Source organism: Streptomyces sp. NPDC026500, assembly GCF_055567635.1.
Window position 1 is genome coordinate 120690 of the sequence record NZ_JBVHQB010000009.1, and the last position, 21327, is coordinate 142016.

Annotated in this window: 22 protein-coding genes and 1 riboswitch; of the genes, 5 read left to right on the forward strand and 17 right to left on the reverse strand. The window is 71.5% G+C overall.

Annotated features, from left to right (window positions below; all coding sequences use genetic code 11):
- Nucleotides 1-351: 351 nt before the first annotated feature.
- The 7 genes from ACZ4N5_RS18310 to ACZ4N5_RS18340 form a co-directional block, all read right to left on the reverse strand.
- Nucleotides 352-1149, reverse strand: a complete 798-nt coding sequence (locus ACZ4N5_RS18310; RefSeq protein WP_467758088.1) for an SGNH/GDSL hydrolase family protein — start codon at nucleotides 1147-1149, stop codon at nucleotides 352-354.
- A gap of 146 nt (nucleotides 1150-1295) precedes the next feature.
- Entirely contained in the window at nucleotides 1296-2312 is a 1017-nt protein-coding gene (locus tag ACZ4N5_RS18315) for a hemolysin family protein (RefSeq protein ID WP_467758089.1), read from the reverse strand.
- Complete coding sequence (locus ACZ4N5_RS18320; protein WP_467758090.1) at nucleotides 2309-3634, reverse strand: hemolysin family protein; 1326 nt, start codon at nucleotides 3632-3634, stop codon at nucleotides 2309-2311. The genes ACZ4N5_RS18315 and ACZ4N5_RS18320 overlap by 4 nt, the downstream gene beginning before the upstream one ends.
- Before the next feature lie 226 nt (nucleotides 3635-3860).
- Complete coding sequence (locus tag ACZ4N5_RS18325; RefSeq protein WP_467758091.1) at nucleotides 3861-4286, reverse strand: GNAT family N-acetyltransferase; 426 nt, start codon at nucleotides 4284-4286, stop codon at nucleotides 3861-3863.
- Between the two features lie 57 nt (nucleotides 4287-4343).
- Nucleotides 4344-5264, reverse strand: coding sequence for a TIGR03621 family F420-dependent LLM class oxidoreductase (locus ACZ4N5_RS18330; RefSeq protein WP_467758092.1), 921 nt, complete (start codon nucleotides 5262-5264; stop codon nucleotides 4344-4346).
- Nucleotides 5265-5409: 145 nt separating this feature from the next.
- Nucleotides 5410-7977: an ABC transporter permease gene (locus tag ACZ4N5_RS18335; protein ID WP_467758093.1), complete on the reverse strand. Its 2568-nt coding sequence runs from the start codon at nucleotides 7975-7977 to the stop codon at nucleotides 5410-5412.
- Nucleotides 7978-7984: 7 nt separating this feature from the next.
- A complete protein-coding gene (locus ACZ4N5_RS18340; protein WP_467758094.1) occupies nucleotides 7985-8944 on the reverse strand; it encodes an ABC transporter ATP-binding protein in 960 nt (319 codons plus the stop codon).
- 212 nt (nucleotides 8945-9156) lie between these two features.
- On the opposite strand from ACZ4N5_RS18340, the gene ACZ4N5_RS18345 reads away from it, so the two are divergent.
- Nucleotides 9157-9396 carry a toxin-antitoxin system antitoxin component gene (locus ACZ4N5_RS18345; RefSeq protein WP_028800409.1) on the forward strand — a complete coding sequence of 80 codons (240 nt, stop codon included), beginning with the start codon at nucleotides 9157-9159 and terminating at the stop codon, nucleotides 9394-9396.
- A 4-nt stretch (nucleotides 9397-9400) separates the two neighbouring features.
- The gene (locus ACZ4N5_RS18350; RefSeq protein ID WP_467758095.1) at nucleotides 9401-9775 is read left to right on the forward strand and encodes a fic family toxin-antitoxin system, toxin component; all 375 of its coding nucleotides are present in this window, start codon (nucleotides 9401-9403) and stop codon (nucleotides 9773-9775) included.
- An 11-nt stretch (nucleotides 9776-9786) separates the two neighbouring features.
- On the opposite strand, the gene ACZ4N5_RS18355 is transcribed toward ACZ4N5_RS18350, so the two are convergent.
- The 4 genes from ACZ4N5_RS18355 to bioB all read right to left on the reverse strand — a co-directional run bounded on the left by ACZ4N5_RS18355 (nucleotide 9787) and on the right by bioB (nucleotide 14373).
- On the reverse strand, nucleotides 9787-10485 hold the full coding sequence (locus ACZ4N5_RS18355; RefSeq protein WP_467758273.1) for a class I SAM-dependent methyltransferase: 699 nt from the start codon (nucleotides 10483-10485) through the stop codon (nucleotides 9787-9789).
- Between the two features lie 649 nt (nucleotides 10486-11134).
- The gene (bioD, locus tag ACZ4N5_RS18360; RefSeq protein WP_467758096.1) at nucleotides 11135-11851 is read right to left on the reverse strand and encodes a dethiobiotin synthase; all 717 of its coding nucleotides are present in this window, start codon (nucleotides 11849-11851) and stop codon (nucleotides 11135-11137) included.
- Between the two features lies 1 nt (nucleotide 11852).
- A complete protein-coding gene (locus ACZ4N5_RS18365; RefSeq protein ID WP_467758097.1) occupies nucleotides 11853-13133 on the reverse strand; it encodes an adenosylmethionine--8-amino-7-oxononanoate transaminase in 1281 nt (426 codons plus the stop codon).
- Nucleotides 13126-14373 (reverse strand): biotin synthase BioB, encoded by a 1248-nt coding sequence (gene bioB, locus ACZ4N5_RS18370; protein WP_467758098.1) that lies wholly within the window; start codon nucleotides 14371-14373, stop codon nucleotides 13126-13128. Before bioB ends, ACZ4N5_RS18365 begins: the two co-directional genes overlap by 8 nt.
- A gap of 170 nt (nucleotides 14374-14543) precedes the next feature.
- On the opposite strand from bioB, the gene ACZ4N5_RS18375 reads away from it, so the two are divergent.
- Complete coding sequence (locus ACZ4N5_RS18375; RefSeq protein WP_467758099.1) at nucleotides 14544-15668, forward strand: 8-amino-7-oxononanoate synthase; 1125 nt, start codon at nucleotides 14544-14546, stop codon at nucleotides 15666-15668.
- A gap of 95 nt (nucleotides 15669-15763) precedes the next feature.
- Here the strand turns inward: ACZ4N5_RS18375 and ACZ4N5_RS18380 are convergent, their stop codons facing one another.
- Together ACZ4N5_RS18380 and ACZ4N5_RS18385 are read right to left on the reverse strand one after the other, a co-directional pair.
- Nucleotides 15764-15988 carry a DUF397 domain-containing protein gene (locus ACZ4N5_RS18380; RefSeq protein WP_467758100.1) on the reverse strand — a complete coding sequence of 75 codons (225 nt, stop codon included), beginning with the start codon at nucleotides 15986-15988 and terminating at the stop codon, nucleotides 15764-15766.
- A gap of 11 nt (nucleotides 15989-15999) precedes the next feature.
- Nucleotides 16000-16857 (reverse strand): helix-turn-helix domain-containing protein, encoded by an 858-nt coding sequence (locus ACZ4N5_RS18385; protein WP_467758101.1) that lies wholly within the window; start codon nucleotides 16855-16857, stop codon nucleotides 16000-16002.
- Nucleotides 16858-17068: 211 nt separating this feature from the next.
- Between ACZ4N5_RS18385 and ACZ4N5_RS18390 the strand changes: the two genes are divergently transcribed.
- Nucleotides 17069-17527, forward strand: coding sequence for an ATP-binding protein (locus ACZ4N5_RS18390; protein ID WP_467758102.1), 459 nt, complete (start codon nucleotides 17069-17071; stop codon nucleotides 17525-17527).
- A 111-nt stretch (nucleotides 17528-17638) separates the two neighbouring features.
- Here the strand turns inward: ACZ4N5_RS18390 and ACZ4N5_RS18395 are convergent, their stop codons facing one another.
- Nucleotides 17639-18577 carry a LysR family transcriptional regulator gene (locus tag ACZ4N5_RS18395; RefSeq protein ID WP_467758103.1) on the reverse strand — a complete coding sequence of 313 codons (939 nt, stop codon included), beginning with the start codon at nucleotides 18575-18577 and terminating at the stop codon, nucleotides 17639-17641.
- A gap of 109 nt (nucleotides 18578-18686) precedes the next feature.
- Between ACZ4N5_RS18395 and ACZ4N5_RS18400 the strand changes: the two genes are divergently transcribed.
- The gene (locus tag ACZ4N5_RS18400; protein WP_467758104.1) at nucleotides 18687-19376 is read left to right on the forward strand and encodes a LysE family translocator; all 690 of its coding nucleotides are present in this window, start codon (nucleotides 18687-18689) and stop codon (nucleotides 19374-19376) included.
- Here ACZ4N5_RS18400 and ACZ4N5_RS18405 read toward each other — a convergent pair.
- The 3 genes from ACZ4N5_RS18405 to ACZ4N5_RS18415 form a co-directional block, all read right to left on the reverse strand.
- Nucleotides 19330-19902 (reverse strand): DUF6328 family protein, encoded by a 573-nt coding sequence (locus tag ACZ4N5_RS18405; RefSeq protein WP_467758105.1) that lies wholly within the window; start codon nucleotides 19900-19902, stop codon nucleotides 19330-19332. The genes ACZ4N5_RS18400 and ACZ4N5_RS18405 overlap by 47 nt on opposite strands.
- 102 nt (nucleotides 19903-20004) lie before the next feature.
- A complete protein-coding gene (locus ACZ4N5_RS18410) occupies nucleotides 20005-20478 on the reverse strand; it encodes a C40 family peptidase (RefSeq protein WP_467758106.1) in 474 nt (157 codons plus the stop codon).
- A gap of 3 nt (nucleotides 20479-20481) precedes the next feature.
- Nucleotides 20482-20654: riboswitch (cyclic di-AMP (ydaO/yuaA leader) on the reverse strand.
- Nucleotides 20655-21015: 361 nt separating this feature from the next.
- Nucleotides 21016-21321, reverse strand: coding sequence for a hypothetical protein (locus ACZ4N5_RS18415; RefSeq protein WP_467758107.1), 306 nt, complete (start codon nucleotides 21319-21321; stop codon nucleotides 21016-21018).
- Nucleotides 21322-21327: the final 6 nt, after the last annotated feature.

Below are 21327 nucleotides of genomic sequence, written 5' to 3' on the forward strand. Positions count from 1 at the left end.
TCCCCTCCAGGGTGGCGGGACGGCTCCTCTTCATGCTCCGCAAAGCTGGAGGGGCCGTCGGCTGGGCCCGGTGTGCGCGCCGGGCCCGGCCGTAGTTCCGGGGCGCGTGGGTGAGCGCATCAACGGCGCTCCCACGCTGTCGAGCGCCCCCCCGTGCGCCCTGTGGCGGCCGAGGGATGAACCGGTAGCGTCCTCCTCCATGCGGAGCATGGGCCGCCGTGTCACTCGAGAGAGGGGCACGGCGGAAGCCGCCCCGTCGGCGCTCCCTTCGGCCCTCGCGGTCACTGCGCTCGGGGTCCACCGCACTCGGACGTGGCCCGCGGCTCCCGCGGTCGCCTCGGTGGAGCACACTCAGCCGCCGTGGCCGCCCGCGACAGGACCCTCGTAGGGAAGCAGCTCCGGCCGTTTCGCCGGACGTCCGTCGCCGGACGAGCGCCCGGTCAGCCGTCGTCCTATCCACGGCAGCAGATGCTGCTGGGCGAAGCGGGCGTCGGCGGTGCGGCGGGCGACCCAGCCGGGCGGCGCCGTGGGCGCCAGCGGGGTGTGCCACTCCGGATCCTCGGCCTCGTATCCGAGGGTCTGCCACACGGCCTCCGCGACCCGGCGGTGCCCCTCGGCGGACAGGTGCAGCCGGTCGACGTCCCACACCCGCGGGTCGGCGAGCGAGGGCGCCCCGTAGAGGTCGACCACCAGCGCGTCGTGCCGCTTGGCGAGATCGTCGATGACGGTGAACAGCTCCTCCATGCGGGGCCGGAACCGTTCGAGCACCGGACCGTTGCGGCCGGGGCTGCGCATCAGGACGAGCCGCTCGCAGGCGGGGGCGAGCCGCTCCACGGCCTCCTCCAGGAGACCGCGGACCCGCCCCATGTCGACCTTGGGCCGCAGGGTGTCGTTGAGGCCGCCCACCAGCGTGATCACGTCGGGCCGCATGGCGGCGGCCACGTCCACCTGTTCGGCGACGATCTGCCCGATCAGCTTGCCGCGCACGGCGAGGTTGGCATAGCGGAAACCGGGCGTCCGGGCCGCCATCCGGCCCGCGAGGAGGTCGGCCCATCCGCGGTACGAGCCGTCGGGCAACAGGTCCGACATGCCCTCGGTGAAGGAGTCGCCGACCGCGACGAGGCTGGTGTAGGTGGCATTCATCTGCATGGCGGGAAAGATGGTAACCCGAACACATACTCATCGGTCGGTCGGGCTGTCTCACCGGTCGACCGGACCGGTCGACCGGACCGGCCGACCGGTGGGCTCCTCCAGCTCGTACGACTCCTACGGCTCGTACGACACCAACGGTTCTCCTACGCCGTAGGCTGTCCGAACAGTTCCCTCAGGACGTCCTCCATCGTCACCAGCCCCGTGAGCCGTCCGTCGCTGCCCATGACCGCCGCGAGATGCGTACGACTGCGGCGCATCGCGGTCAGGACGTCGTCCAGGGGAGTGCTCTCCCGGACACGGGCGATGGGCCGCATGTCCTCGACGCGGAACGGCACCTCGCGCGGGATCGCGTCCAGCGCGTCCTTGACGTGCAGATAGCCGACGATGCGCCGCCCCTCGTCGACGACCGGGAAGCGGGAGAAGCCCGATTCGGCCGACAGCCGCTCCAGTTCCTCCGGAGTGACGCCCACGCGCGCGTAGACGACGCGTTCCACCGGGAGCACGACGTCGTGCACGGGACGGCGGCCCAGCTCCAGGGCGTCGTGCAGGCGCTCCTGGGCACGGTGGTCGATGAGCCCCGCCGCACTGGAGTCCTGGACGAGCCGGGCCAGTTCGTCGTCGGAGAAGGTCGCCGCGACCTCGTCCTTCGTCTCGACCCGCAACAGCTTCAGCAGCCCGTTGGCGAGGGCGTTGACCGTGAAGATCACCGGGCGCAGCGCGCGGGACAGCGCGACCAGCGGCGGTCCGAGCGTCAGCGCCGTCCGCACGGGTTCCGCGAGTGCCACGTTCTTCGGCACCATCTCGCCCAGCAGCATGTGCAGGTACGTCGCCAGGGTGAGCGCGATGACGAAGGAGACCGCGTGGCCCGCACCCGAGGGGACGCCCAACGCGTGGAACACCGGCTCCAGCAGGTGCGCGATCGCGGGTTCGGCCACGATGCCGAGCACCAGGGTGCACAGCGTGATGCCGAGCTGCGCGGTCGCGAGCAGCGCCGAGACGTGTTCGACGCCCCAGAGCACACTCCGTGCGCGCCGGTCGCCCCGCTCGGCGTGCGGCTCGATCTGGCTGCGGCGCACCGAGATCAGCCCGAACTCGGCGCCGACGAAGAAGCCGTTCACGACGAGCGTCGCGAGCCCGATCAGCAGTTGTACGGCGGTCATCGCGCGCCCTCCCCGGCGTCGTGCGGTGTGTGCAGCAGCACGCGTGCGGCCCGCCGTCCCGAGGCATCCACCACGTCGAGCCGCCACCCGGCGACCTCGACGGTGTCTCCCTCGGCGGGGATGCGGCCGAGCTCGGCCGCGACGAAACCGGCCAGCGTCTCGTACGGCCCGTCGGGCACCCGCAGCCCGACCCGGGCGAGCTGGTCGGTACGGGCGGATCCGTCGGCCGAGTACAGCGCCCGGCCCTCGTCGTCCGTGCCGACCGGGGCGAGGTCGGGCGTCTCGTGCGGGTCGTGCTCGTCGCGTACCTCTCCGACGACCTCCTCGACGATGTCCTCCAGGGTGGCGACCCCGGCCGTACCGCCGTACTCGTCGATGACCACGGCCATCGTGCGCTTGCCGGCCAGACGGTCCAGCAGCCGGTCGACGGTCAGCGACTCCGGTACGAGCAGCGGCTCGCGCATGATCTGCGAGACGGGCGTCTGCGTCCGGCTCGCGGCGTGCACGGTCAGTACGTCCTTGATGTGCGCGACGCCGACGACCTCGTCGAGGGTTCCTTGGTAGACGGGGAAACGGGACAGGCCGGTCGCCCGGGTCGCGTTCGCCACGTCCTCGCAGGTGGCCTGGACATCCAGCGCGATGACCTGGACGCGCGGTGTCATCACGTTCTCCGAGGTCAGGTCGGCGAGGTTCAGGGTGCGTACGAACAGTTCGGCGGTGTCCGCCTCCAGCGCGCCCTCCTTGGCCGAGTGCCGGGCGAGGGCCACCAGCTCCTGGGGCCCGCGGGCGGAGGCCAGCTCCTCGGCGGGTTCGACGCCGAAACGGCGTACGACGTGGTTCGCCGTGTTGTTGAGATGGGCGATGAACGGGCGGAACGCGGCACTGAACCAGCGCTGCGGTGTCGCCACCCGCTTGGCCACGGCCAGCGGTGAGGAGATGGCCCAGTTCTTGGGCACCAGCTCGCCGACGACCATCAGGAAGAGCGTCGAGAGCGCCGTGCCGATGATCAGGGCCACCGAGTTCGAGGCCGAGGGCGGGACGCCGATCGACTCCAGGGGACCCGCGATGAGCTTGGCGATCGACGCCTCGGAGAGCATGCCGACGACCAGGTTCGTCACGGTGATGCCGAGCTGGGCGCCGGACAGCTGGAAGGTGAGGTTCCGTACGGCCTTGAGGGCGCCGGAGGCACCCCGCTCGCCGCGCTCCACGGCACGCTCCAGCTCGCTGCGTTCGACCGTGGTCAGCGAGAACTCCGCCGCCACGAAGCCGCCGCAGGCCAGCGACAGCAGAACCGCCACCAGCAGGAGGAACACTTCGCTCATCGGGTCACCTCCGTCCCATGATCGGCCAGGGGCGGGGGGATCGCGCGATGTCCGCGGCCACCGTGAGGATCACGGCTACGGGTACTGGGAGGCTCGCCCATGGGCGGACGCTCACACCTTTCGTCGAAGGATCGATTGCCCGACAAGGGTAAAGGATCGGCAAAGCGACCTCCTCGGTGGCCCCTGCCGCTGGCCGCCTGCCGGTGCCTTGGAGTCCAAGGACCTCCTAGTCGGTGAGCGGCTTGACCCAGCGCTGCCAGTGTTCCTCGGGCGCATACCCGGCGGCCCGCCAGGCATGGTGGGCGGTCTCGTTCCGCTCCAGCACCATGGCGTCCCCGCGCCGCCCTCCGAGTCGTACGAAACGCTCCTCCGCGGCGGCGAGCAGCGCCGAGCCGATGCCGAGGCGGCGGCGCCCGGGGTGGACGGCCAGCCGGTACAGATGGCAGCGCCAGCCGTCGAAACCGGCGATCACCGTGCCGACCAGCTCCCCGGCGCGCTCGGCCAGCAGGAGCGCCTCGGGATCCCGGGCGACCAGTCGCTCCATGCCGTCCCGGTCGTCACTGATGCTCGTGCCCTCGGCGGCCACCTTCCAGAAGGCGAGCACGGCATCGAGGTCCTCGGGCAGCGCGGCCCGTATCCGCAAGTCGGTCATGGTCCGATCCCATCACGCGGGCCGGTCGCCGGAACGGCATTTCCGCCATGCGGACGGTCATCGGCCGCGCAGTTCGCGGACCACGGGGGCGAAGGCCTCCAGGTTCGGCTCCAGCACCGTCAGATACGAGAATCCGTACCGCTCGCGCTGGGCCCGCACCTGCTCGACGATCTGCTCCACGGTGCCCACCAGGACGATGGGCAGCTCCAGGACCTGCCGCTCGGTCAGACTCGGGATCCGGGGCAGCCACGGTTCGATCGCGGCACGGCGGTCGTCGGTGACGGCGACGATCTGGATCAGCAGGTTGAGCTCGGCGGGCTCCGCGCGCGCGGCGGCCGCCTTGCGATAGAGCGCGACGCGTCCGTCGAGTTCGGTGGCCGTGACCGGCTCCAGAGTGCCGTTCGGCCGGGTGCGCGCGCCCGTGAACGCCGCGATGTCCGCGTGCTCCGCGGCGATACGCAGCATCCGGTCGCCGTTGGCCCCGATCAGCAACGGCACCCGCGGCCGCCCCCCCCCCGTTCCCGGTCCGGGAGTCTGCCCGCCCGGCCGCGGCGCGACGCGGGCGAGTTCGTCCGAGCCGCGGAGCCGCTCCAACTCCTCGACCGTGCGCAGCAGATGGTCGACCCGCTCGCGCGGGGTGCCCCAGGGCAGGCCCGCCGTCTCGTGCTCCGCCGGTACGTAGCCGGTGCCGAGGCCGAGTTCGAGGCGGCCGCCCGTCAGCGCGTCCGTGGTGGCCACCTCACGGGCCAGCAGCGCGGGGTTCCAGAAGCCCGCGTTGAGCACGAACGTGCCGAGCCGGGGCCGCTCGGTCGCCCCGGCGGCGGCGACCAGCGAGGGGAACGGGGCGGGCATCCCCAGATGGTCCGCCACGGTGATCACGTCGTAGCCGAGCTCCTCGGCACGGCGGCACCTGGCAGCCCACTCGGCGGCGGACGCCGGCTCGATCAGGCTGACGCCGAAACGGAACGGGCGCGACATGAACCATCCCTTCCCCCGGGGGACACATGCCCCCGGATCTGCCATCGGACCTTGTCCGGGAACTCGGTGGTCCTTGCCCCGGATCTACCGGCGGACCTCGCCCCGGACCTCGCCCCGGTCCGTGCGGACCGGGGCGAGCCTGTGATCACTCGTGCGCGATGGCCGCGAGCACATTCATGCGCGAGGCGCGCAGTGCCGGAAGCAGCGCCGCGACGATCCCGACGACGGCCGAGCCGATCACGACCGCGACGATCGTCGTCCAGGGGATCGCGAGCGCCTTCATGCCCTGCAGCGCGAGCACCTGCTGGACACAGACACCCCAGACGATCCCCAGTGCCAGGCCGAGGACCGCGCCGAACACGGCGATCACCACGGACTCCAGGCGGATCATCCGGCGCAGCTGGCGCCGGCCGAGGCCGATGGCGCGCAGCAGCCCGATCTCGCGGGTGCGCTCCACGACCGACAGGGCGAGGGTGTTGACCACGCCCAGCACCGCGATGACGATCGCGAGCCCGAGCAGCGCGTACACGAGGTAGAGCAGCACGGCGATCTGGTCGTGGACCAGCTTCTTGTAGTCGGCCTGGTCACGGACCTGTACCTGCGGATACGGGTCGAGGGTCTTCTCCAGACGGGGGCGCAGCCGGTCCGGGGCGGTGCCCGGGGCCGCGTTCACGTACAGCGACGAGTCCTGCCCGCCGGGCACGTACTTCTCGATCGTGTCGAAACCGAAGAAGAGTCCGCCCTGCATGCCGAACCCGCCGCTGCCGGCCTGGTCGGTGAGCGCGCCCACCGTCAGTTCGGTCTTGCGGCCTGCGGGGAACTCGACGGGAATCGTGCTGCCGACCCGCACGTCGTGGTCCTCGGCGAACTTCGCGTCCATGGCGATGCGTCCGTCGCCCAGCGCCGCCGCGGTGTCGCCCTGCGCGTAGGTGATGTGGGCGACGTCGTCGAGCCGCGGATCGTAGGCCGCGGCGGTCGTCTCGACCCGCTTGCCGTCGGGCAGCCGGACCGCGACCGGGGTGAACCGCTGGCGGACGACGAGCCCGACCCCCTCGGTGGCGCGCACCTTGTCCGTGACCTCGTGCGAGAACGGCACGAAGTTGGCGTTCTGGAGCACGAAGTCGGCGCCGAGGGTTTTGTCGATCTGCTGGTCGAACGACTTGCTCATGGACGCGCTGGCCACGGACATCCCGCCGACCAGGGCGAGACCGACCATCAGCGCGGCCGCGGTGGCGCCGGTGCGCCGTGGGTTGCGCAGCGCGTTGCGCTGACTCATCCGGCCCACCGGGCCGAAGATCGCCGGGAACGCGCCTCCGAGGACGCGGATCACCGGCCGGACGAGCAGCGGTCCCGCGATCACCGTGGCGATCAAGGTCAGGACGACACCGAGTCCCAGCAGGGAGGCCGCGGTCGAGGTCTTCGTCGAGGCCGCGCATCCCGCGAGAGCCGCGGCCCCGGCCGCACCGACGACCCCGCCGACCACGGCCCGTACGCGCAACGGCCTTCCCACGCCCGCTACTTCGGCGTCCGAGAGGGCCGCCATGGGGGAGACGCCCGCCGCACGCCTGGCCGGGAGATAGGCCGCGACGTAGGTGACGCCGACCCCGACGACGTACGCCGCGACGGGTGTCGGCCAACCGATCACCATCTCGGTGGACTTGAGGTTCATGCCGAACGCTGTCATCAGCTTGATCAGCCCGACCGCCAGGCCGATGCCCGCCGCCAGGCCGAGGGTCGAACCGACCAGGCCGAGGAGCAGCGCCTCGGTGAGCACCGACCGGCGCACCTGACGGCGGTCGGCGCCGAGCGCCCGCAGCAGCCCTAGTTCCCTGGTGCGCTGGGCGATCAGCATGGAGAAGGTGTTGACGATGAGGAATATCCCGACGAGCACCGAGATCCCGGCGAAGCCGAGCATCACGTACTTGATGACGTCGAGGAATCCGCCGAGCTGGGCGGCGGCCGACTTCGCCTGCTCCTCCGCCGTCTTCACGTCGTAGGTGCCGGTGCCGAGTTCGGCGGAGACGCGCTGCTTGAGCACGGCGTCGTCGACACCCGGCGCGGCGTCCACGGAGATGCTCGTGGCGACGTCGGAGGCGCCGAGCAGCTTGGACTGTGCGGTCGGGGTGTCGAGGAAGATCAGCGCGGCACCGGGGTTGGTGGTGGTGAAGGTGGCGATTCCGACGATCCGCGCCTTGAACGAGCCGGGCTGCGCCTGCACCGTCAGGGTGTCACCGATGCCGAGGTGCTTCTTGTCGGCGGTGTCCGCGTCGAGCAGTGCCTCGCCGCTGCCGTGCGGCTCGTGCCCGGAGGTCAGCTTCACCGGACTGCGTTCGGTGATCTGCCAGTTGGTGACGATGGTGGGGGCGCCCGTCGTCGGTCCGACCGACTTGTTCGCGCTGTCGACCACCGGGGCGTTCTCCACCGACGCGTCCACATGGGTGGCGGCGACTCCGTCGACCTTGGCGAGCCGGTCCGCGAGCGAGGCCGGCACCGTCTCGGTGGCGCCGGTCGGCAGTTGCGACTTCAGGTCGTTCTTCGGCTCCACGGTCACATCGGCCGCGGTGGAGGCGAAGAGCCGGTCGAAGGTGCGCGTCACCGTGTCCGAGAAGATGAGACTGCCCGCGACGAAGGCCACGGACAGCACGATGGCCAGCGCTGAGAGCAGCAACCGGCCTTTGTGCGCGAGAAAGCTTCGCAGTGTCGCCTTGAGCACGACCGCCTCAGTCCTTGTCGAGGGTTACGTCACCGGAGCCGCTGCCGGGAGCGGCGTCGCCGGAGCCTTCGTGGGCCCTGTCACCGGCGGCGAGCGGAGCCGCGTCACCGGCGCCCTCGGCGCGGGCCGGGTCACCGGAGTCGCCGACGGGCGTCGCTTCACCGGGCTCGCCGCGCCCGCCGTCGAAGGTCACCCGCGTCGTGTCGAAACGCTTCATCCGCTCCAGCACGGCGTCGGCGGAAGGGCGCTCCATCTCGTCCACGATCCGCCCGTCCGCGAGGAAGAGCACCAGGTCGGAGTGGGTGGCCGCGCCGGGATCGTGGGTGACCATGACGACGGTCTGGCCCAGCTCGTCGACTGCCTCGCGCAGGAAGCCGAGCACTTCGAGGCCCGCGCGGGAGTCGAGGTTGCCGGTCGGCTCGTCCGCGAAGATCAGCTCGGGCCGGGAGGCGAGCGCCCGCGCACAGGCGACGCGCTGCTGCTGTCCCCCGGAGAGCTGGGCGGGACGGTGCTTCAGCCGGTCGCGCAGCCCGAGCGTGTCGATGACCTGGTCCAGCCACTTCTGGTCGGGCTTCTGGCCGGCGATGTCCATGGGCAGCGTGATGTTCTCCGCCGCGTTCAGTGTGGGGATCAGATTGAAGGACTGGAACATGAAGCCGATCCGGTCCCGTCGAAGCCGGGTCAGTTCGCGGTCCTTCAGCCCGGTGATCTCGGTGTCGCCCAGCCAGACCTGGCCGGCCGAGACCGTGTCGAGGCCCGCCAGGCATTGCATGAGGGTGGACTTCCCGGAGCCCGAGGGACCCATGACGGCGGTGAACCGGCCGCGCGCGATGTCGACGTCGACCGAGTCGAGGGCCAGCACCGTGGTCTCGCCGGAACCGTACGCCTTGGTCAGGCCGCGGGCGCGGGCGGCGATCCCGTCCCCCTCCGCGCGGCCGGGAACCTGCTCGGCAGCAGCTGTGGACAAGACCGCCTCCTCTGTGATGGATATCGGGACTCCTCGTCCGGCCCGAGCGTAGTGTGATCGGAGGCACACTCGGTATCCCCCCTAGGTCCCGCACGGTCTCCGTCCCAGGGTGTGCCCCCGATATCGATGTAAGGGGCAATCTCCACCGCGGTCCTCCACCCCTGGGCCAGGCCCTCTTGCCTGTGCTAGCGATATCGCGCTAGCTTCGAAGCATGGCGAAGACTCAGCTGAACGTCCGGGTGGACGAAGGCACGGCGCGGGCCGCCCGGGAGCGAGCCCTGGAACGGGGGATGAGCGTGAACCGCTACATCGAGGAGCTGGTCCGGCAGGACACCGGGGAAGTGGGCCACACCTTCGTGGAGGCCGCCGCCGATTTCATGAAGCAGTACGAGTCCGTGTTCGCCGAGGAATTCGGCGCGGACCGTGAGGGCACCCGCGAAGGTCGTCGTTGATCCCTTGAGCAGTCTCAGAGTCGATCTTGCCTGGCTCCTCATGATCGCCGAACAGAAAACGCCCGGAGATCCCCAGGTCACCGACTGGGGAGCCCTCGTCGCCGCCGTCAGTCGGCACGAGGCGGAGATCTTCGGCATTCCCGTCTACGACAGCCCGCACGCCCGCGCCGCCGCGCTCCTTCAGCTCCTGCTGCACGTCCCGGCGCTCGAACGCTCCAACGCGATGTTCGCCTCGGCCGTCGCGTACGCCTATCTCGTCGCCAGCGGTCTGAAGGTCGTCACCTCACCCGAACAGGTGCGGGAGCTGGCCCGCCTGGTGAAGAACGGCGAGGCCACGGTGCACGAGATCGCACACGAACTGCGCCGCTGGAGTCTGTGAAGCAGCTCCCGTCACCGACCGGGGATGTCCTGGCCGAGGGGCCGGCGGGCCGTGCCCAGAACGCAGTACGACGTGGGCAGGCGTGGTCCCTTCTCGGGCATCAACAGCCGCCGGTACGGGCCCAGTTCGAACCCCGCCTCCCGCAGTGCGGCGATCGGGTCGCGGGCCACATGGCAGCCGCCGCACAGCCGCGGCCACACCGTGGCGTCCAGGCCCCGCTGGACGGACCCCATCACGCGTCCGCCACCCCTGCCGTGCTCGAAGAACCGCACCGTGCCGCCGGGGCGCAGCACCCGCCGTACCTCGGCGAGCGCTCTCGGTACGTCCCGCACGCTGCACAGCACCAGCGAGAGCACGGCGGCGTCGTACGCCTCGCTCTTGACCGGCAGGGCCTCCGCGGCACCCGGCACCACATCGACGGGCACCTCGCAGCGCAGCGCCGCCTCCAACGCCAACTGCCGGAGCAGCCGCTCGGGTTCGATGGCGACGACCTCCGAGACGGTGCCCGGATAGTGGGCGAAGTTCAGGCCGTTGCCCGCGCCGATCTCGATGACCCGCCCGGACAGCCCGGTGAGCAGCCGTTCCCGCACCCGGCCCATCCCCATGCGGGTCTCCGCGCCGACGCTGAAGCGGGCGTAGTAGCGGGCGAACACCGGATGGTGCACGGCCTCCGAAGAGACCTTGCCCGAGCCGGCCGACCGGAGCGGCATGAACGGCATGACGAACCTCCCGGGGGACAGGGCTTACCGGGATTCTCCCCCCAGGACGGCGGGCGCACGCGCCGTGCGTGCGGGGCGCCCGCTGCGGCGGCGCCGATACTCGCGCGGACGGGTGAGGGCACGCCGTCCCGCCGCGCGCGTCCGGGTACGCCTGCCCGGAGCCCGGAGCCCGGAGCCCGGAGCCCGGAGCCCGGAGCCCGGAGCTAGGAGCCCGGGGGCTCGGAGCTAGGAGCCTAGGGGCCGGTGGCCCGGGGCCGGAGTTCGGAGCCCGGGGCCGGGAGCCGGTGGCCGGGAGCTAGGAGCTAGGAGCCCGGGGCCGGTGGCTGGGAGCCCGGAGCTCGGAGTTCGGAGCCGGGGGTCGGGAGCCCGGAGGCCGGCGAAGTACCACAGCCCTGAGGTGATCAGCGCCGGGCCGCGCAACCGGCCGCCCCAAACTCCGTGGCCACCCTCGCGCACAGGGTCCTGAAACTGTTCGGAGCTTGGAGCCCGGTGGCCGGGAGCTCCGCGCCCGGGAGCCCGGAGCCCGGAGCCCGGAGTTCGGAGCTTGGAGCCCGGGGCCGGGGGCCGGGCGGGTGGAGCCCGGGGTGGGGCGTGTGGAACGGGGCCATTGGCTCCCGGCGTGGCCCGGAAGGCGTGTCCGTCAGATCCGGTGGGCCGCGGCGAAGGCTTCCGCGTTCCAGCGTCCGCCCAGCCGGTGGTCCAGCCAACTCGGCGCCCCCGCCCGGAAGTCGGCGGGCGGGTGCGACCCCGCACCCGCCGGTACCGCGCCCAGCAGAGGCGCACCGGACACCGCCGGAAGATCCGCGAGATTGCACCGCATGGCCAGATCCGGGGGGTCGGGCCAGCTGCCGATCACCACACCCGCGAAGTCCAGCTCCCGGCGCCGTAGTTCACGGGCCGTCAGCTCCGTCGTGTTGAGCGTGCCCAGTCCCGCCGAAGCGACGACCAGTACGGGCGCGTCCAGCAGCCCGGCCACGTCCGCCAGCGTCCCGTCCTCGTCGTCGAACCGGACGAGCAGACCACCCGCGCCCTCGACCAGCACCAGATCGTGCTCGGTGGCCAGTTTGGCCGCGGCCTCCGCCGCCGACTGCGGAGACACGGCCGCCAGGCCGGCCCGCCGGGCGGCCGTCGCCGGCGCCAACGGCTCCGGGTAGCGGCCCAGTTCGAGTGTCGTGACGGCACCCGCGAGCCGGGCCACCTCGTCGGCGTCGCCGCGCTCGTGCGGACGTACACCCGTCTGCGCGGGCTTCAGGACGGCCACGGAACGCCCGGCCGCGAGAGCCGTGGCGGCGACGGCGGCCGTGACGACCGTCTTGCCGACCTCCGTGCCCGTCCCCGTGATCACCAGTACCGCCATCTCAGCCCTCCCGCGCCGCCGCGCAGACCGCGCGCGCGATCCGTGCCAGATCCGTGTCGCCCGTGACGTACGGCGGCATCGTGTAGACGAGGTCGCGGAACGGCCGCAGCCACACGCCCTCGCGCACCGCGGCCGCCGTCGCCGCCTTCATGTCCACCTCGTGGTCGAGCTGGACCACCCCGATCGCGCCGAGGACGCGTACGTCCCGGACGCCGGGCAGGGAGGCGGCCTCCGCGAGGCCGTCCCGCAGGCCCGTCTCGATCCGCTTCACCTCGGTCCGCCAGTCCTGGCCGAGCAGCAGGTCGATGGACGCGCACGCCACCGCTGCGGCGAGCGGGTTGGCCATGAAGGTCGGGCCGTGCGCGAGCACAGGGACCTCGCCGCGCGAGATGCCGTCGGCCACCCGCGCGGTGCACAGCGTCGCCGCCATCGTCAGATAGCCGCCGGTCAGTGCCTTGCCGACACACATCACGTCCGGGGTCACGCCCGCGTGGTCCGCCGCGAACAGCTCACCCGTACGGCCGAAACCGGTCGCGATCTCGTCGAGGACCAGCAGCACGTCGTGCGCGTCGCAGGCCTCGCGCAGCACCCGCAGATACGCGGGGGAGTGGAAACGCATCCCTCCCGCGCCCTGCACCACCGGCTCCACGATCACCGCGGCGAGCTCGTCGGCGTGCCGCCCGATCAGCTCGCGAAGATGGTCGGCGTACGACTCCTCGTACGCGACCGGCGGCGCGTCGGCGAACACCTGGCGCTGGAGCACGCCCTGCCACAGTTCGTGCATCCCGCCCTCGGGGTCGCACACCGACATGGGCTGCCAGGTGTCCCCGTGATAGCCGCCCCGCCAGGTCAGCAGCCGCTGCTTGCCCGGACGGCCGAGCGAGCGCCAGTGCTGGAGGCACATCTTGACGGCGACCTCGACCGAGACCGAGCCGGAGTCGGCGAGGAAGACGTGCTCCAGACCCTCCGGCGAGATGTCGACCAGTCGCTTCGCCAGCTGCACGGCGGGCTCGTGGGTGAGCCCGCCGAACATCACATGGCTCATGCGCTCCAGCTGGCCGCGTGCCGCGTCGTTCAGGACCGGGTGGTTGTAGCCGTGGATCGCCGACCACCAGGACGACATGCCGTCGATCAGCTCGCCCGTGCCGTCGGCCAGCCGCAGCCGCACCCCGCTCGCCGACTCCACGACCAGCGGATCCTGGCGGCCGGGCATCGGCCCGTACGGATGCCAGACATGCCGCCGGTCGAGGTCGAGCAGTTCCCGCACGGACAGGTCAGGCATTGGGCGCGAGATCCGTTCCGGCACCGCGGCGACGCACGGAGACGAGGTCCGTACGGGCGTCGGCGGGCGCCTCGGTCGGTACCGCGGGCGCCTCGGCCGGAGCCGCGGACACCGAACCGCACACTCCGCCGCCCTGGTGGGACCCGCAGCCGGCCTCGGCGTGCGATCCGCAGCCTCCGCCGCCGTGCGATCCGCACCCGCTCTCCGCGTGCGATCCGCAGCCGCCGTCGGACGGCGCGCGGTGCTCCGGCAGCGTCACCTCGCCCGCGTTCTCCACCTCGAAGCCGGCGTCCGCGATCATCTCCAGGTCGGCCTTGCCCGCCTGGCCCTCACTGGTGAGGTAGTCACCGAGGAAGATCGAGTTGGCGAGGTGCAGGGCGAGCGGCTGGAGGGTGCGCAGATGTACCTCGCGACCACCGGCGATACGGACCTCGACGTCCGGGCAGACGAAGCGGACCATGGCGAGGATCCGCAGACAGCGCTGCGGGGTGAGGTTCCACTCCTTGGCGAGCGGGGTGCCCTCGAAGGGGATCAGGAAGTTCACCGGAACGGAGTCGGGGTCGAGCTCGCGCAGCGCGTACACGACGTCGACGAGGTCCTCGTCCGACTCGCCCATGCCCGCGATCAGACCCGAGCAGGCGGACAGCCCGGCCGCGTGCGCCTTCTGGACGGTGTCCACCCGGTCGGCGTACGTGTGGGTGGTCGTGATCTCCCCGTACGTCCCCTCGGACGTGTTCAGGTTGTGGTTGTAGGCGTCCGCGCCCGCCGCGCGCAGCCGCTCGGCCTGGCCGTCGGAGAGCAGGCCGAGGCAGGCGCACACCTCGACGTTCTCGTTCTGGTCCTTGATCGCCTTGATGGTGTCGGAGACCCGGTCCACGTCACGGTCCGTCGGTCCGCGCCCGCTGGCCACCAGGCAGACCCGCTTGGCGCCGCCGGCGAGCCCGGCCGCCGCGGCCCGGGAGGCCTCGTCGGGCTTGAGCCAGCTGTACTTGAGAATGCCGGCCGTGGAGCCGAGGCGCTGCGAGCAGTACGAGCAGTCCTCCGGGCACAGACCCGACTTCAGGTTGACGAGATAGTTCAGTTTCACCCGACGGCCGAACCAGTGGCGGCGTACCTTGCCGGCCGCGGCCACCACGTCGAGCACGTCGTCGTCGGAGGTGGCCAGGACGGCCAGCGCCTCGCCGCGGGTCGGCAGCTCGCGCCGAAGCCCCTTGTCCACCAGTGTGTTCAGCAGGTCCATGAGGTCCGATCCTGACCTATGCGACCGCTCTCGGCCAAGGAGAGTTTGCACAACAGAGACGGTTCGACGTGTGGGTATTGCCACATCCTGGCCCGTCGGAGCGACCGCTAGGGTCTGTGCACTGCCTACAAAACACCGCCACCGCATGTGCGGCGAGCCCCGGAGGACACATGGCGTTCGGCTGGATCGACGAGCAGGCCGAGGCGCGCCGCAGGGCCGGACTCGTGCGTACGTTGCGCCCGCGCCCCGCAGACTCGCCGCTCCTCGATCTCGCGAGCAACGACTACCTCGGGCTCGCCCGCCATCCGGAGGTCACCGAGGGCGCGGCACGGGCAGCGCGCACGTGGGGCGGCGGTGCGACGGGCTCCCGGCTCGTCACCGGCACCACCGAACTCCACGGCGAGCTGGAACGCGAGCTGGCCGATTTCTGCGGCTTCGAATCCGCGCTCGTCCTGTCCTCGGGCTACGCGGCCAACCTCGCCGCCGTCACCGCGCTCGCGCCGCACGGCTCGCTGGTCGTCTCGGACGCGGGCAACCACGCCTCCCTGATCGACGGCTGCCGGCTGGCCCGCGGCACCACACAGGTGGTCGCCCACGCGGACCCCGAGGGCGTGCGCAAGGCGCTCGGCACTCACGACGGACCCGCCGTCACCGTCTCGGACACGGTGTTCTCGGTGGACGGCGATGCCGCGCCGCTCGCCGAACTCGCCCTCGCCTGCCGGGAGTACGGCGCCGGACTGATCGTCGACGACGCGCACGGACTCGGTGTCCTGGGCGACGGCGGCAGGGGCGCTCCGTACGCGGCGGGGCTCGCGGGGGCACCGGACGTCGTCGTGACCGTCACGCTCTCCAAGTCCCTCGGAAGCCAGGGCGGCGCCGTCCTCGGCCCGGCGGCGGTGATCGACCATCTGATCAACGCGGCGCGCACCTTCATCTTCGACACCGGTCTCGCGCCGGCGGCGGCGGGCGCGGCGCTCGCGGCGCTGCGGTTGCTGCGGCGCGAGCCGCAGCGGGCGGCGCGGGCGCGCGAGGTGGCCACGGCACTGCACACCCGGCTGACGGCCGAGGGTCTCTCCGCGGTACGACCCGACGCCGCGGTCGTCTCCGTACGGGCACCGTCCCCCGAACGGGCGGTGCGATGGGCGGCCGACTGCCGCGAGGCGGGCCTCGCTGTCGGCTGTTTCCGTCCCCCGTCGGTGCCCGACGGTGTTTCGCGGCTGCGGCTGACGGCCCGCGCGGACCTCACCGAGGAGCAGATCGGGTACGCGGTGGACGTGATCAGCCGGAACCGGTGAACCGGCCAAGTGATCGACCGGTGAACCGGTGGAGCGGTGAGCGAGAACGATGGTGCGGTCGAGTGGTGAACCGGTGAGCAGTGAACCGTGCGGGGTCAGTTCAGCCCGGTGACGAACCCCTCCCAGACGCCGGGGGTGAACATCAGGGCTGGGCCCGCCGTGTTCTTGGAATCGCGCACCGCGACCATTCCGGACCAGGGCCCGGAGCTCGGGCGCGCCGTCTCGACGCAGTTGTTCATTCCCGTACTGCGGCTGCTGCGCAGCCATCGCACACCGTGCAGTGAAGTGCTGGAGGGTACGTACCGAGGCATTGCAGACATGAGGTGCCTCCTTACGCGCCGTCACCTATCCCGGCGATGTAGTCCAACGAGTCCTCGGGCGAAAGGGCGTGGAACTGAAGGGCGTTGAAGGCCTCGGTGTAGGCCTGGAGGTCTTCTTTCCGTTCGAGGTAGAGGCTACTCGTCAAGTGGTCGAGAACAACCACATCCAGATCAGTTGTGTTCGGGAATGAGAAAATAACGAAAGGCCCGGTGACTCCGATGTGTGCCCCGGCGGCGAACGGCAGTACCTGGAGCCGCACTTGAGGCAGGACGGCGGCCTCTCTCAGCCGGCGCAGCTGGCGTGCCATGACATCGGGGCCACCGACCTCCCGCCGCAATACCGCTTCGTCCAGGACGGCGGACAGTTCCAGCGGCGGGTCCGAACGCAGCACGTCCTGCCGGGCCAGGCGCACCTCGACCAAGGTGTCGAGCTTGCTCTCCTCCAGTCCGTCCACCGCGGCCCGCGTCACCGCGCGGGCGTACTCCGGCGTCTGCAGCAGTCCGGGTACGACAGAGGTCTCCAAGGTGCGCATACCACTGGCTCCCGACTCCAGACTGATGAAGTCGCGGTACGTGGGCGGGAGTACCCCCCGGTACGCGTGCCACCAGTGGTGACGGCCGTTGCCCTCGGACCCGGCCAACACGACGAGGAGCTCGCGCAGTTCCGGATCCTCGACGCCGTACACGTTCAACAGGCGCTCCACGTCGGCCGGTTTCACCCCGCTGGTGCCGGTTTCGATGCGACTCACCTTCGACTGGTGCCAGCCGAGCAGGCGGGCCGCCTGACCGCTCGTGAGACCCGAACCCGCGCGCAGCGCGCGCAGTTCGGCGCCGAGCTTGCGGCGGCGCACCGCGGGACCGTGCTGCATGGCTGTTCTCCTTACTCCTTCCAAGCCGCCCGAATACGCTCTGCCGACGCAGAGTTCACCGCATCGAGCGACAGATATATGCATTACTCGGTGGATCGCACCCGCGACCGGCCCGGTAATGGCAGTCTGGCGCAAGCACCAGTCCGGGACCGTACTCGAACCATCCGCTCGGTGTCGGGCTCCGGTCCCGTGGGAAAGGGACGACGTCGCCATGGCAGATCACCAGGAAGCATCCGTCACGCTGCCGAGCGAACCGGTCTCGGTTTCCGTGGCCCGTAAATTCGTCGCCGAAGTGCTGGCCGAATGGGGGCTGCCGCGCGACTGCGAAGTCGCCGAGACCGTACGCCTGATCGTGTCCGAACTGGCCACCAACGCCGTCCAGCACACGTTCGGGCAGTCGCCCACCTTCACGGTCGGCGTGCGTCTCGACCGCGAGGAGCATCTGCGCATCGGAGTCACCGACAGCCATCCGCGCTTTCCGAAGCGGCTGCCCGCGGCCGTCCAGCAGGACAACGGCCGCGGCATGGTGATCATCCGCTGGCTGACCGCCGAATGCGGCGGCAGACTCACCGTCCGGCCGACCCGTGAGGGCGGCAAGACGGTCTCCATCGAACTCCCGTGGACGGTACCGGTCCAGCCCGTGCCGGCCGGGGGGCCACAAGAGCCTTAGGGCCGTCGTCCGGACCGGCCGTTCGGACCACCTGCTCGGTCCCGCGGCTCGGTCCCGCGGCTCGGTCCCGCGGGTAGGACAGGCCGCCCGGACAGGCTGCTCGGGCGGGCCCTAGACGTCCGGCCGGCTGCCGGACCTGTGCTGTCCGGCCCGCCCGAAGGCGCCGCGCAGCAGGGCACGGAACGCGTCGGCCGCGGGTGCGGTCACATCCGTCCGGTGGACGACCGAGATCGTACGGCGCAGATCTCCTGGCTCCAGCAGCCGTGTCCCCACCGGCGTCGCCGCGGTCGCCGCCACCATCTCCGGTACGACCGCGACCCCGAGCCCGGCGCTGACCAGCGCGCACACCAGGGCGTACCCGGGAGTCTCGACGAGCACCGCCGGCGTGGCCCCCGCCCGGGCGAGCGCGGCCTCCACGCCCTGCCGGGGAGGGTGGTCCGGGGCCATGCTGATCAGCGGCTGCCCGGCCAGCTCGGCGAGCGGCAGCCGCGCCGAACCGCCCGCGAGGAGATGACCGGGAGCGGTCACCAGCACCAGTTCCTCGACCAGGACCGGTTCGACGCCCACGGACGACGGCAGCGGGACCGGCGGGGCGGGCTGGTAGGTGTGCGTGAGCGCCAGGTCCACCTCGCCCGCCGCGACCGCCGCGATCCCGTGCGGAGGTTCGTAGTCGGCGACCGCGAGGGCCACGTCCGGGTGGGCCCGGCGGAAAGCGCTGAGTACGGGCGGCAACAGATGGATGCCCGCCGTGTGGAAGGTGCCGAGCCGCAGCGTCCCGCCCGACAGTCCCGTCAGACGGGCCAGTTCGTGCCGGGCCAGTTCCATCTCGTCGAGGACCCGGCGGGCCCGTACGACCAGCAGTTCACCCGCACCTGTGAGGCGAGTCCCGCGATGGGAGCGCACCAGCAGCGTCGCCCCCGCCTCCCGCTCCAGCTTCGCCACCTGCTGGGACAGGGCCGGCGGGGTGTATCCGAGGCGTTTGGCGGCCCGGGTGATCGACCCCGCCTCGGCGACCGCCACCAGCGCCGCGAGCCGCGTCGGGTCGTACATCGCGTCCTCCCGGGCCCGGCGGCACCCTGCCGGGTCTAAACGATTGCTTAAGACTCGCCCAGGATATTCGACATACCTGCTGAAGGCCCGGGCCAGGGAGCCTGGGGGCATGGACGCACAGCTCATCGCCTTCACGGGTGTCGCCGCGGGCATGGTCGCCATGCCGGGCGCGGACTTCACCGTGGTCGTACGCAACGCCCTCGTCTCACGCCGGGCCGGAGTCGCGTGCGCCCTCGGCATCGCGGGCGGGCTGCTGCTCCACACCGCGCTCGCCGTCGCGGGGGTCGCAGTCGTGCTCACCGCCGTCCCGGCGCTGTTCCGGACGCTCCAACTGCTCGGCGGTGCCTATGTGCTCTACCTGGGCCTGCGCACGCTCCGCCCGCTGGGCCGTCCGCGCGGCGCGGCGGCCGACGGAGTGGGCCCGCGTCCGCGCGGCGTGGAGGCCGCAGGGGTGGGCCCGCGTCCGCGTGAGGCGGAGGTCGAGGCGACGGGCCCGGGGGCGCGTCCGCTGCGACAGGGCTTCGTCACCAACGCGCTCAACCCGAAGGCGCCCATCACCTTCCTCAGCCTGTTGCCGCAGTTCGTGCCCGCGGGGAGCCCCGCGATGCCGCGGACGCTGTTGCTGGCGCTGATCGTGGTCGTGCTCGCCCTGGTGTGGTTCCCGGCGGTCGCGCTGCTGGTGGACCGGCTCGGACGGTGGCTGCGCGGGCCGCGTGCCGCACGCGCCGTGGAGGGGGTCACCGGCGCCGCCCTCACCGTTCTGGGCCTTGTCCTGCTGCTGGAGCCTCTGAGGAGCTGAGACTGCGCTGCACCAGCAGGGGCAGCAGCCCCCACAGCGCCAGACAGACGGCCAGGGTGCCCGCCCCTGCCGCGATGCCCGCGGCGCGCCCCAGCGTCACATCCACGACGAGCAGCACCGAACCGGCGAACGCCAGCATCAGGACGTACAGACCGATGGTGGCCAGCCGCGAGGATACCCGCACGATGGTGGGTTTGGCGTTCCGCTGGAACAGCGACCGGTGCAGGGCGGCGGGGGCCGTGAAGAGGGCGGCGGCCAGCACCGCCAGCAACAGCGTGACCACGTAGGTCGCGCGCTGCACGGTGTCCAGAGCGGGGAATCGCTGGGTGAAGGCGAGCGTCAGCAGAAAGGCGAAGAGGATCTGCACCCCGGTCTGGGTGACGCGCAGTTCCTGGAGCAGTTCGGCGAAGTTGCGGTCCGCCCGTTCGAGGCGGGTCTCGTCGCGGCCGGACGTCCGCTCGTCCGGGGACGGGTCGCTTCGCGCGGATGTCTCGTTCCGGGACGTGTGGGCCGGGTCGGGGGTCATGGGGAATGAGTAACCACTTCGGCCCGTGTTGCACACGGTTCACACGCTGCGTGTCCCCGGGGGCGGCGGCACGCGTCACGCGCCGCCGCCCCGGGGACAGGGTCAGCCGACCCTGCCGTACCAGACGCTTCTCGTCCAGATCTTCTGGAGCTTCACCACTTCCCCGGTCTTCGGGGAGTGCCAGATCTTTCCCTTCCCGGCGTAGATGCCGACGTGGTACACGTTCCGGCCCGAGTGGAAGAACACGAGGTCACCGGCCTTGCGGTGCGAGGCCGAGACATGGTGCGTCTTGTTGTACTGCGCCGCGGCCGTACGAGGCAGTTTCTTGCCTGCCTTCTTGTACGAGTAGAGCGTGAGCCCGGAGCAGTCGAAGCGGTGCGGTCCCGTGGCGCCCCACTGGTACGGGGAGCCGTGCTTCGACGCCGCGACCTGGAGTGCCCTCGTCGCAGGGGTGGCCGCCTCGGCGTCGGGTGCGACGCCGGGTACCACGAGGCTGCCGCCCACGGCGGCAAGGGTGAGGGCCGAGGCCGTACCGGCCCTGGTCCACAGCGACGGGACACGATTGAGCGCAGTCATGCGCAACCCTTCGTCAGCCGCCTGTGAAGGATGACCTGTCGGATTCGGGCTGGCGAAGTTGCCCGGCCGCAGCTGCGGCTTCACCCCAAGGACCGCGCGGAACTGTTCCGGCGGCCCGTCTAGCTGGGTCCTCCACTCCTGCCGATCCACTTCTGTCGACCGGGCATCCGGGCGGCGGCAGGACTCGGCGTCCGCCCGGACCGCCCCGCCGTTGTGGCGGGGGCTTGTCGTCGGAAGGGATCTTCACTCATGAGTGTCGGAAAAACCGAGCGGAACCGGCGTTTTGTGGGCTTACTCACCACTCACCCGTTCGGGTGGACACCCCTCTGTTCGAGGGGGTGTTGGAGACATCGACGAGGCCCGCACCTGCGGTGAAGGGCTCCATTCCGCCTTTCTGGTCCGCGTGTTGCGCAACTTGGAGGGGTCGCAGAAAGGATCGTTCACTACGCCATCGGGGGGTACACCATCCGGTCCGTTTGAGTCCCGGGCCGGACACCACGGAGCTGTGGCGCTCACCGGCTGCCGGGTGTGGGTCCGTCAACTGCCGGAGTCGGGCGGCACGGTGACCCGGGCCGCCCGCCGCTCCCCGTCGAGAACCCGCAGGGCCTGGGCCAGAGTCGGGGCGTGCACCTCGCTCTCGCCCCGCTGGTGCATCAGCGTCAGGGCGTCCCGCAGGGCCGCCGCTTTGCCGACCAGTGCCTGAGCCGCCCTCAGGCCGCGATAGGTGTCCCCGGGACGGGACGGGTTGATACGGCCGACCAGGTCGACCACGTCGAGGTAGCGGTCGATCAGCTCGGCCTCGGCGCGGGTCAGCGCGGGCAGCGGCGGGAGGTCCGGGATCATCGGCCG

Excerpts from the sequence above, each read along its gene's own strand:
- ACZ4N5_RS18310 (WP_467758088.1), bottom strand. The coding sequence starts at position 1,149 with ATGCAGATGAATGCCACCTACACCAGCCTCGTCGCGGTCGGCGACTCC.
- ACZ4N5_RS18315 (WP_467758089.1), bottom strand. The coding sequence starts at position 2,312 with ATGACCGCCGTACAACTGCTGATCGGGCTCGCGACGCTCGTCGTGAAC.
- ACZ4N5_RS18320 (WP_467758090.1), bottom strand. The coding sequence starts at position 3,634 with ATGAGCGAAGTGTTCCTCCTGCTGGTGGCGGTTCTGCTGTCGCTGGCC.
- ACZ4N5_RS18325 (WP_467758091.1), bottom strand. The coding sequence starts at position 4,286 with ATGACCGACTTGCGGATACGGGCCGCGCTGCCCGAGGACCTCGATGCC.
- ACZ4N5_RS18330 (WP_467758092.1), bottom strand. The coding sequence starts at position 5,264 with ATGTCGCGCCCGTTCCGTTTCGGCGTCAGCCTGATCGAGCCGGCGTCC.
- ACZ4N5_RS18345 (WP_028800409.1), top strand. The coding sequence starts at position 9,157 with ATGGCGAAGACTCAGCTGAACGTCCGGGTGGACGAAGGCACGGCGCGG.
- ACZ4N5_RS18355 (WP_467758273.1), bottom strand. The coding sequence starts at position 10,485 with ATGCCGCTCCGGTCGGCCGGCTCGGGCAAGGTCTCTTCGGAGGCCGTG.
- bioD (WP_467758096.1), bottom strand. The coding sequence starts at position 11,851 with ATGGCGGTACTGGTGATCACGGGGACGGGCACGGAGGTCGGCAAGACG.
- ACZ4N5_RS18365 (WP_467758097.1), bottom strand. The coding sequence starts at position 13,133 with ATGCCTGACCTGTCCGTGCGGGAACTGCTCGACCTCGACCGGCGGCAT.
- bioB (WP_467758098.1), bottom strand. The coding sequence starts at position 14,373 with ATGGACCTGCTGAACACACTGGTGGACAAGGGGCTTCGGCGCGAGCTG.
- ACZ4N5_RS18375 (WP_467758099.1), top strand. The coding sequence starts at position 14,544 with ATGGCGTTCGGCTGGATCGACGAGCAGGCCGAGGCGCGCCGCAGGGCC.
- ACZ4N5_RS18380 (WP_467758100.1), bottom strand. The coding sequence starts at position 15,988 with ATGTCTGCAATGCCTCGGTACGTACCCTCCAGCACTTCACTGCACGGT.
- ACZ4N5_RS18385 (WP_467758101.1), bottom strand. The coding sequence starts at position 16,857 with ATGCAGCACGGTCCCGCGGTGCGCCGCCGCAAGCTCGGCGCCGAACTG.
- ACZ4N5_RS18390 (WP_467758102.1), top strand. The coding sequence starts at position 17,069 with ATGGCAGATCACCAGGAAGCATCCGTCACGCTGCCGAGCGAACCGGTC.
- ACZ4N5_RS18395 (WP_467758103.1), bottom strand. The coding sequence starts at position 18,577 with ATGTACGACCCGACGCGGCTCGCGGCGCTGGTGGCGGTCGCCGAGGCG.
- ACZ4N5_RS18400 (WP_467758104.1), top strand. The coding sequence starts at position 18,687 with ATGGACGCACAGCTCATCGCCTTCACGGGTGTCGCCGCGGGCATGGTC.
- ACZ4N5_RS18405 (WP_467758105.1), bottom strand. The coding sequence starts at position 19,902 with ATGACCCCCGACCCGGCCCACACGTCCCGGAACGAGACATCCGCGCGA.
- ACZ4N5_RS18410 (WP_467758106.1), bottom strand. The coding sequence starts at position 20,478 with ATGACTGCGCTCAATCGTGTCCCGTCGCTGTGGACCAGGGCCGGTACG.
- ACZ4N5_RS18415 (WP_467758107.1), bottom strand. The coding sequence starts at position 21,321 with ATGATCCCGGACCTCCCGCCGCTGCCCGCGCTGACCCGCGCCGAGGCC.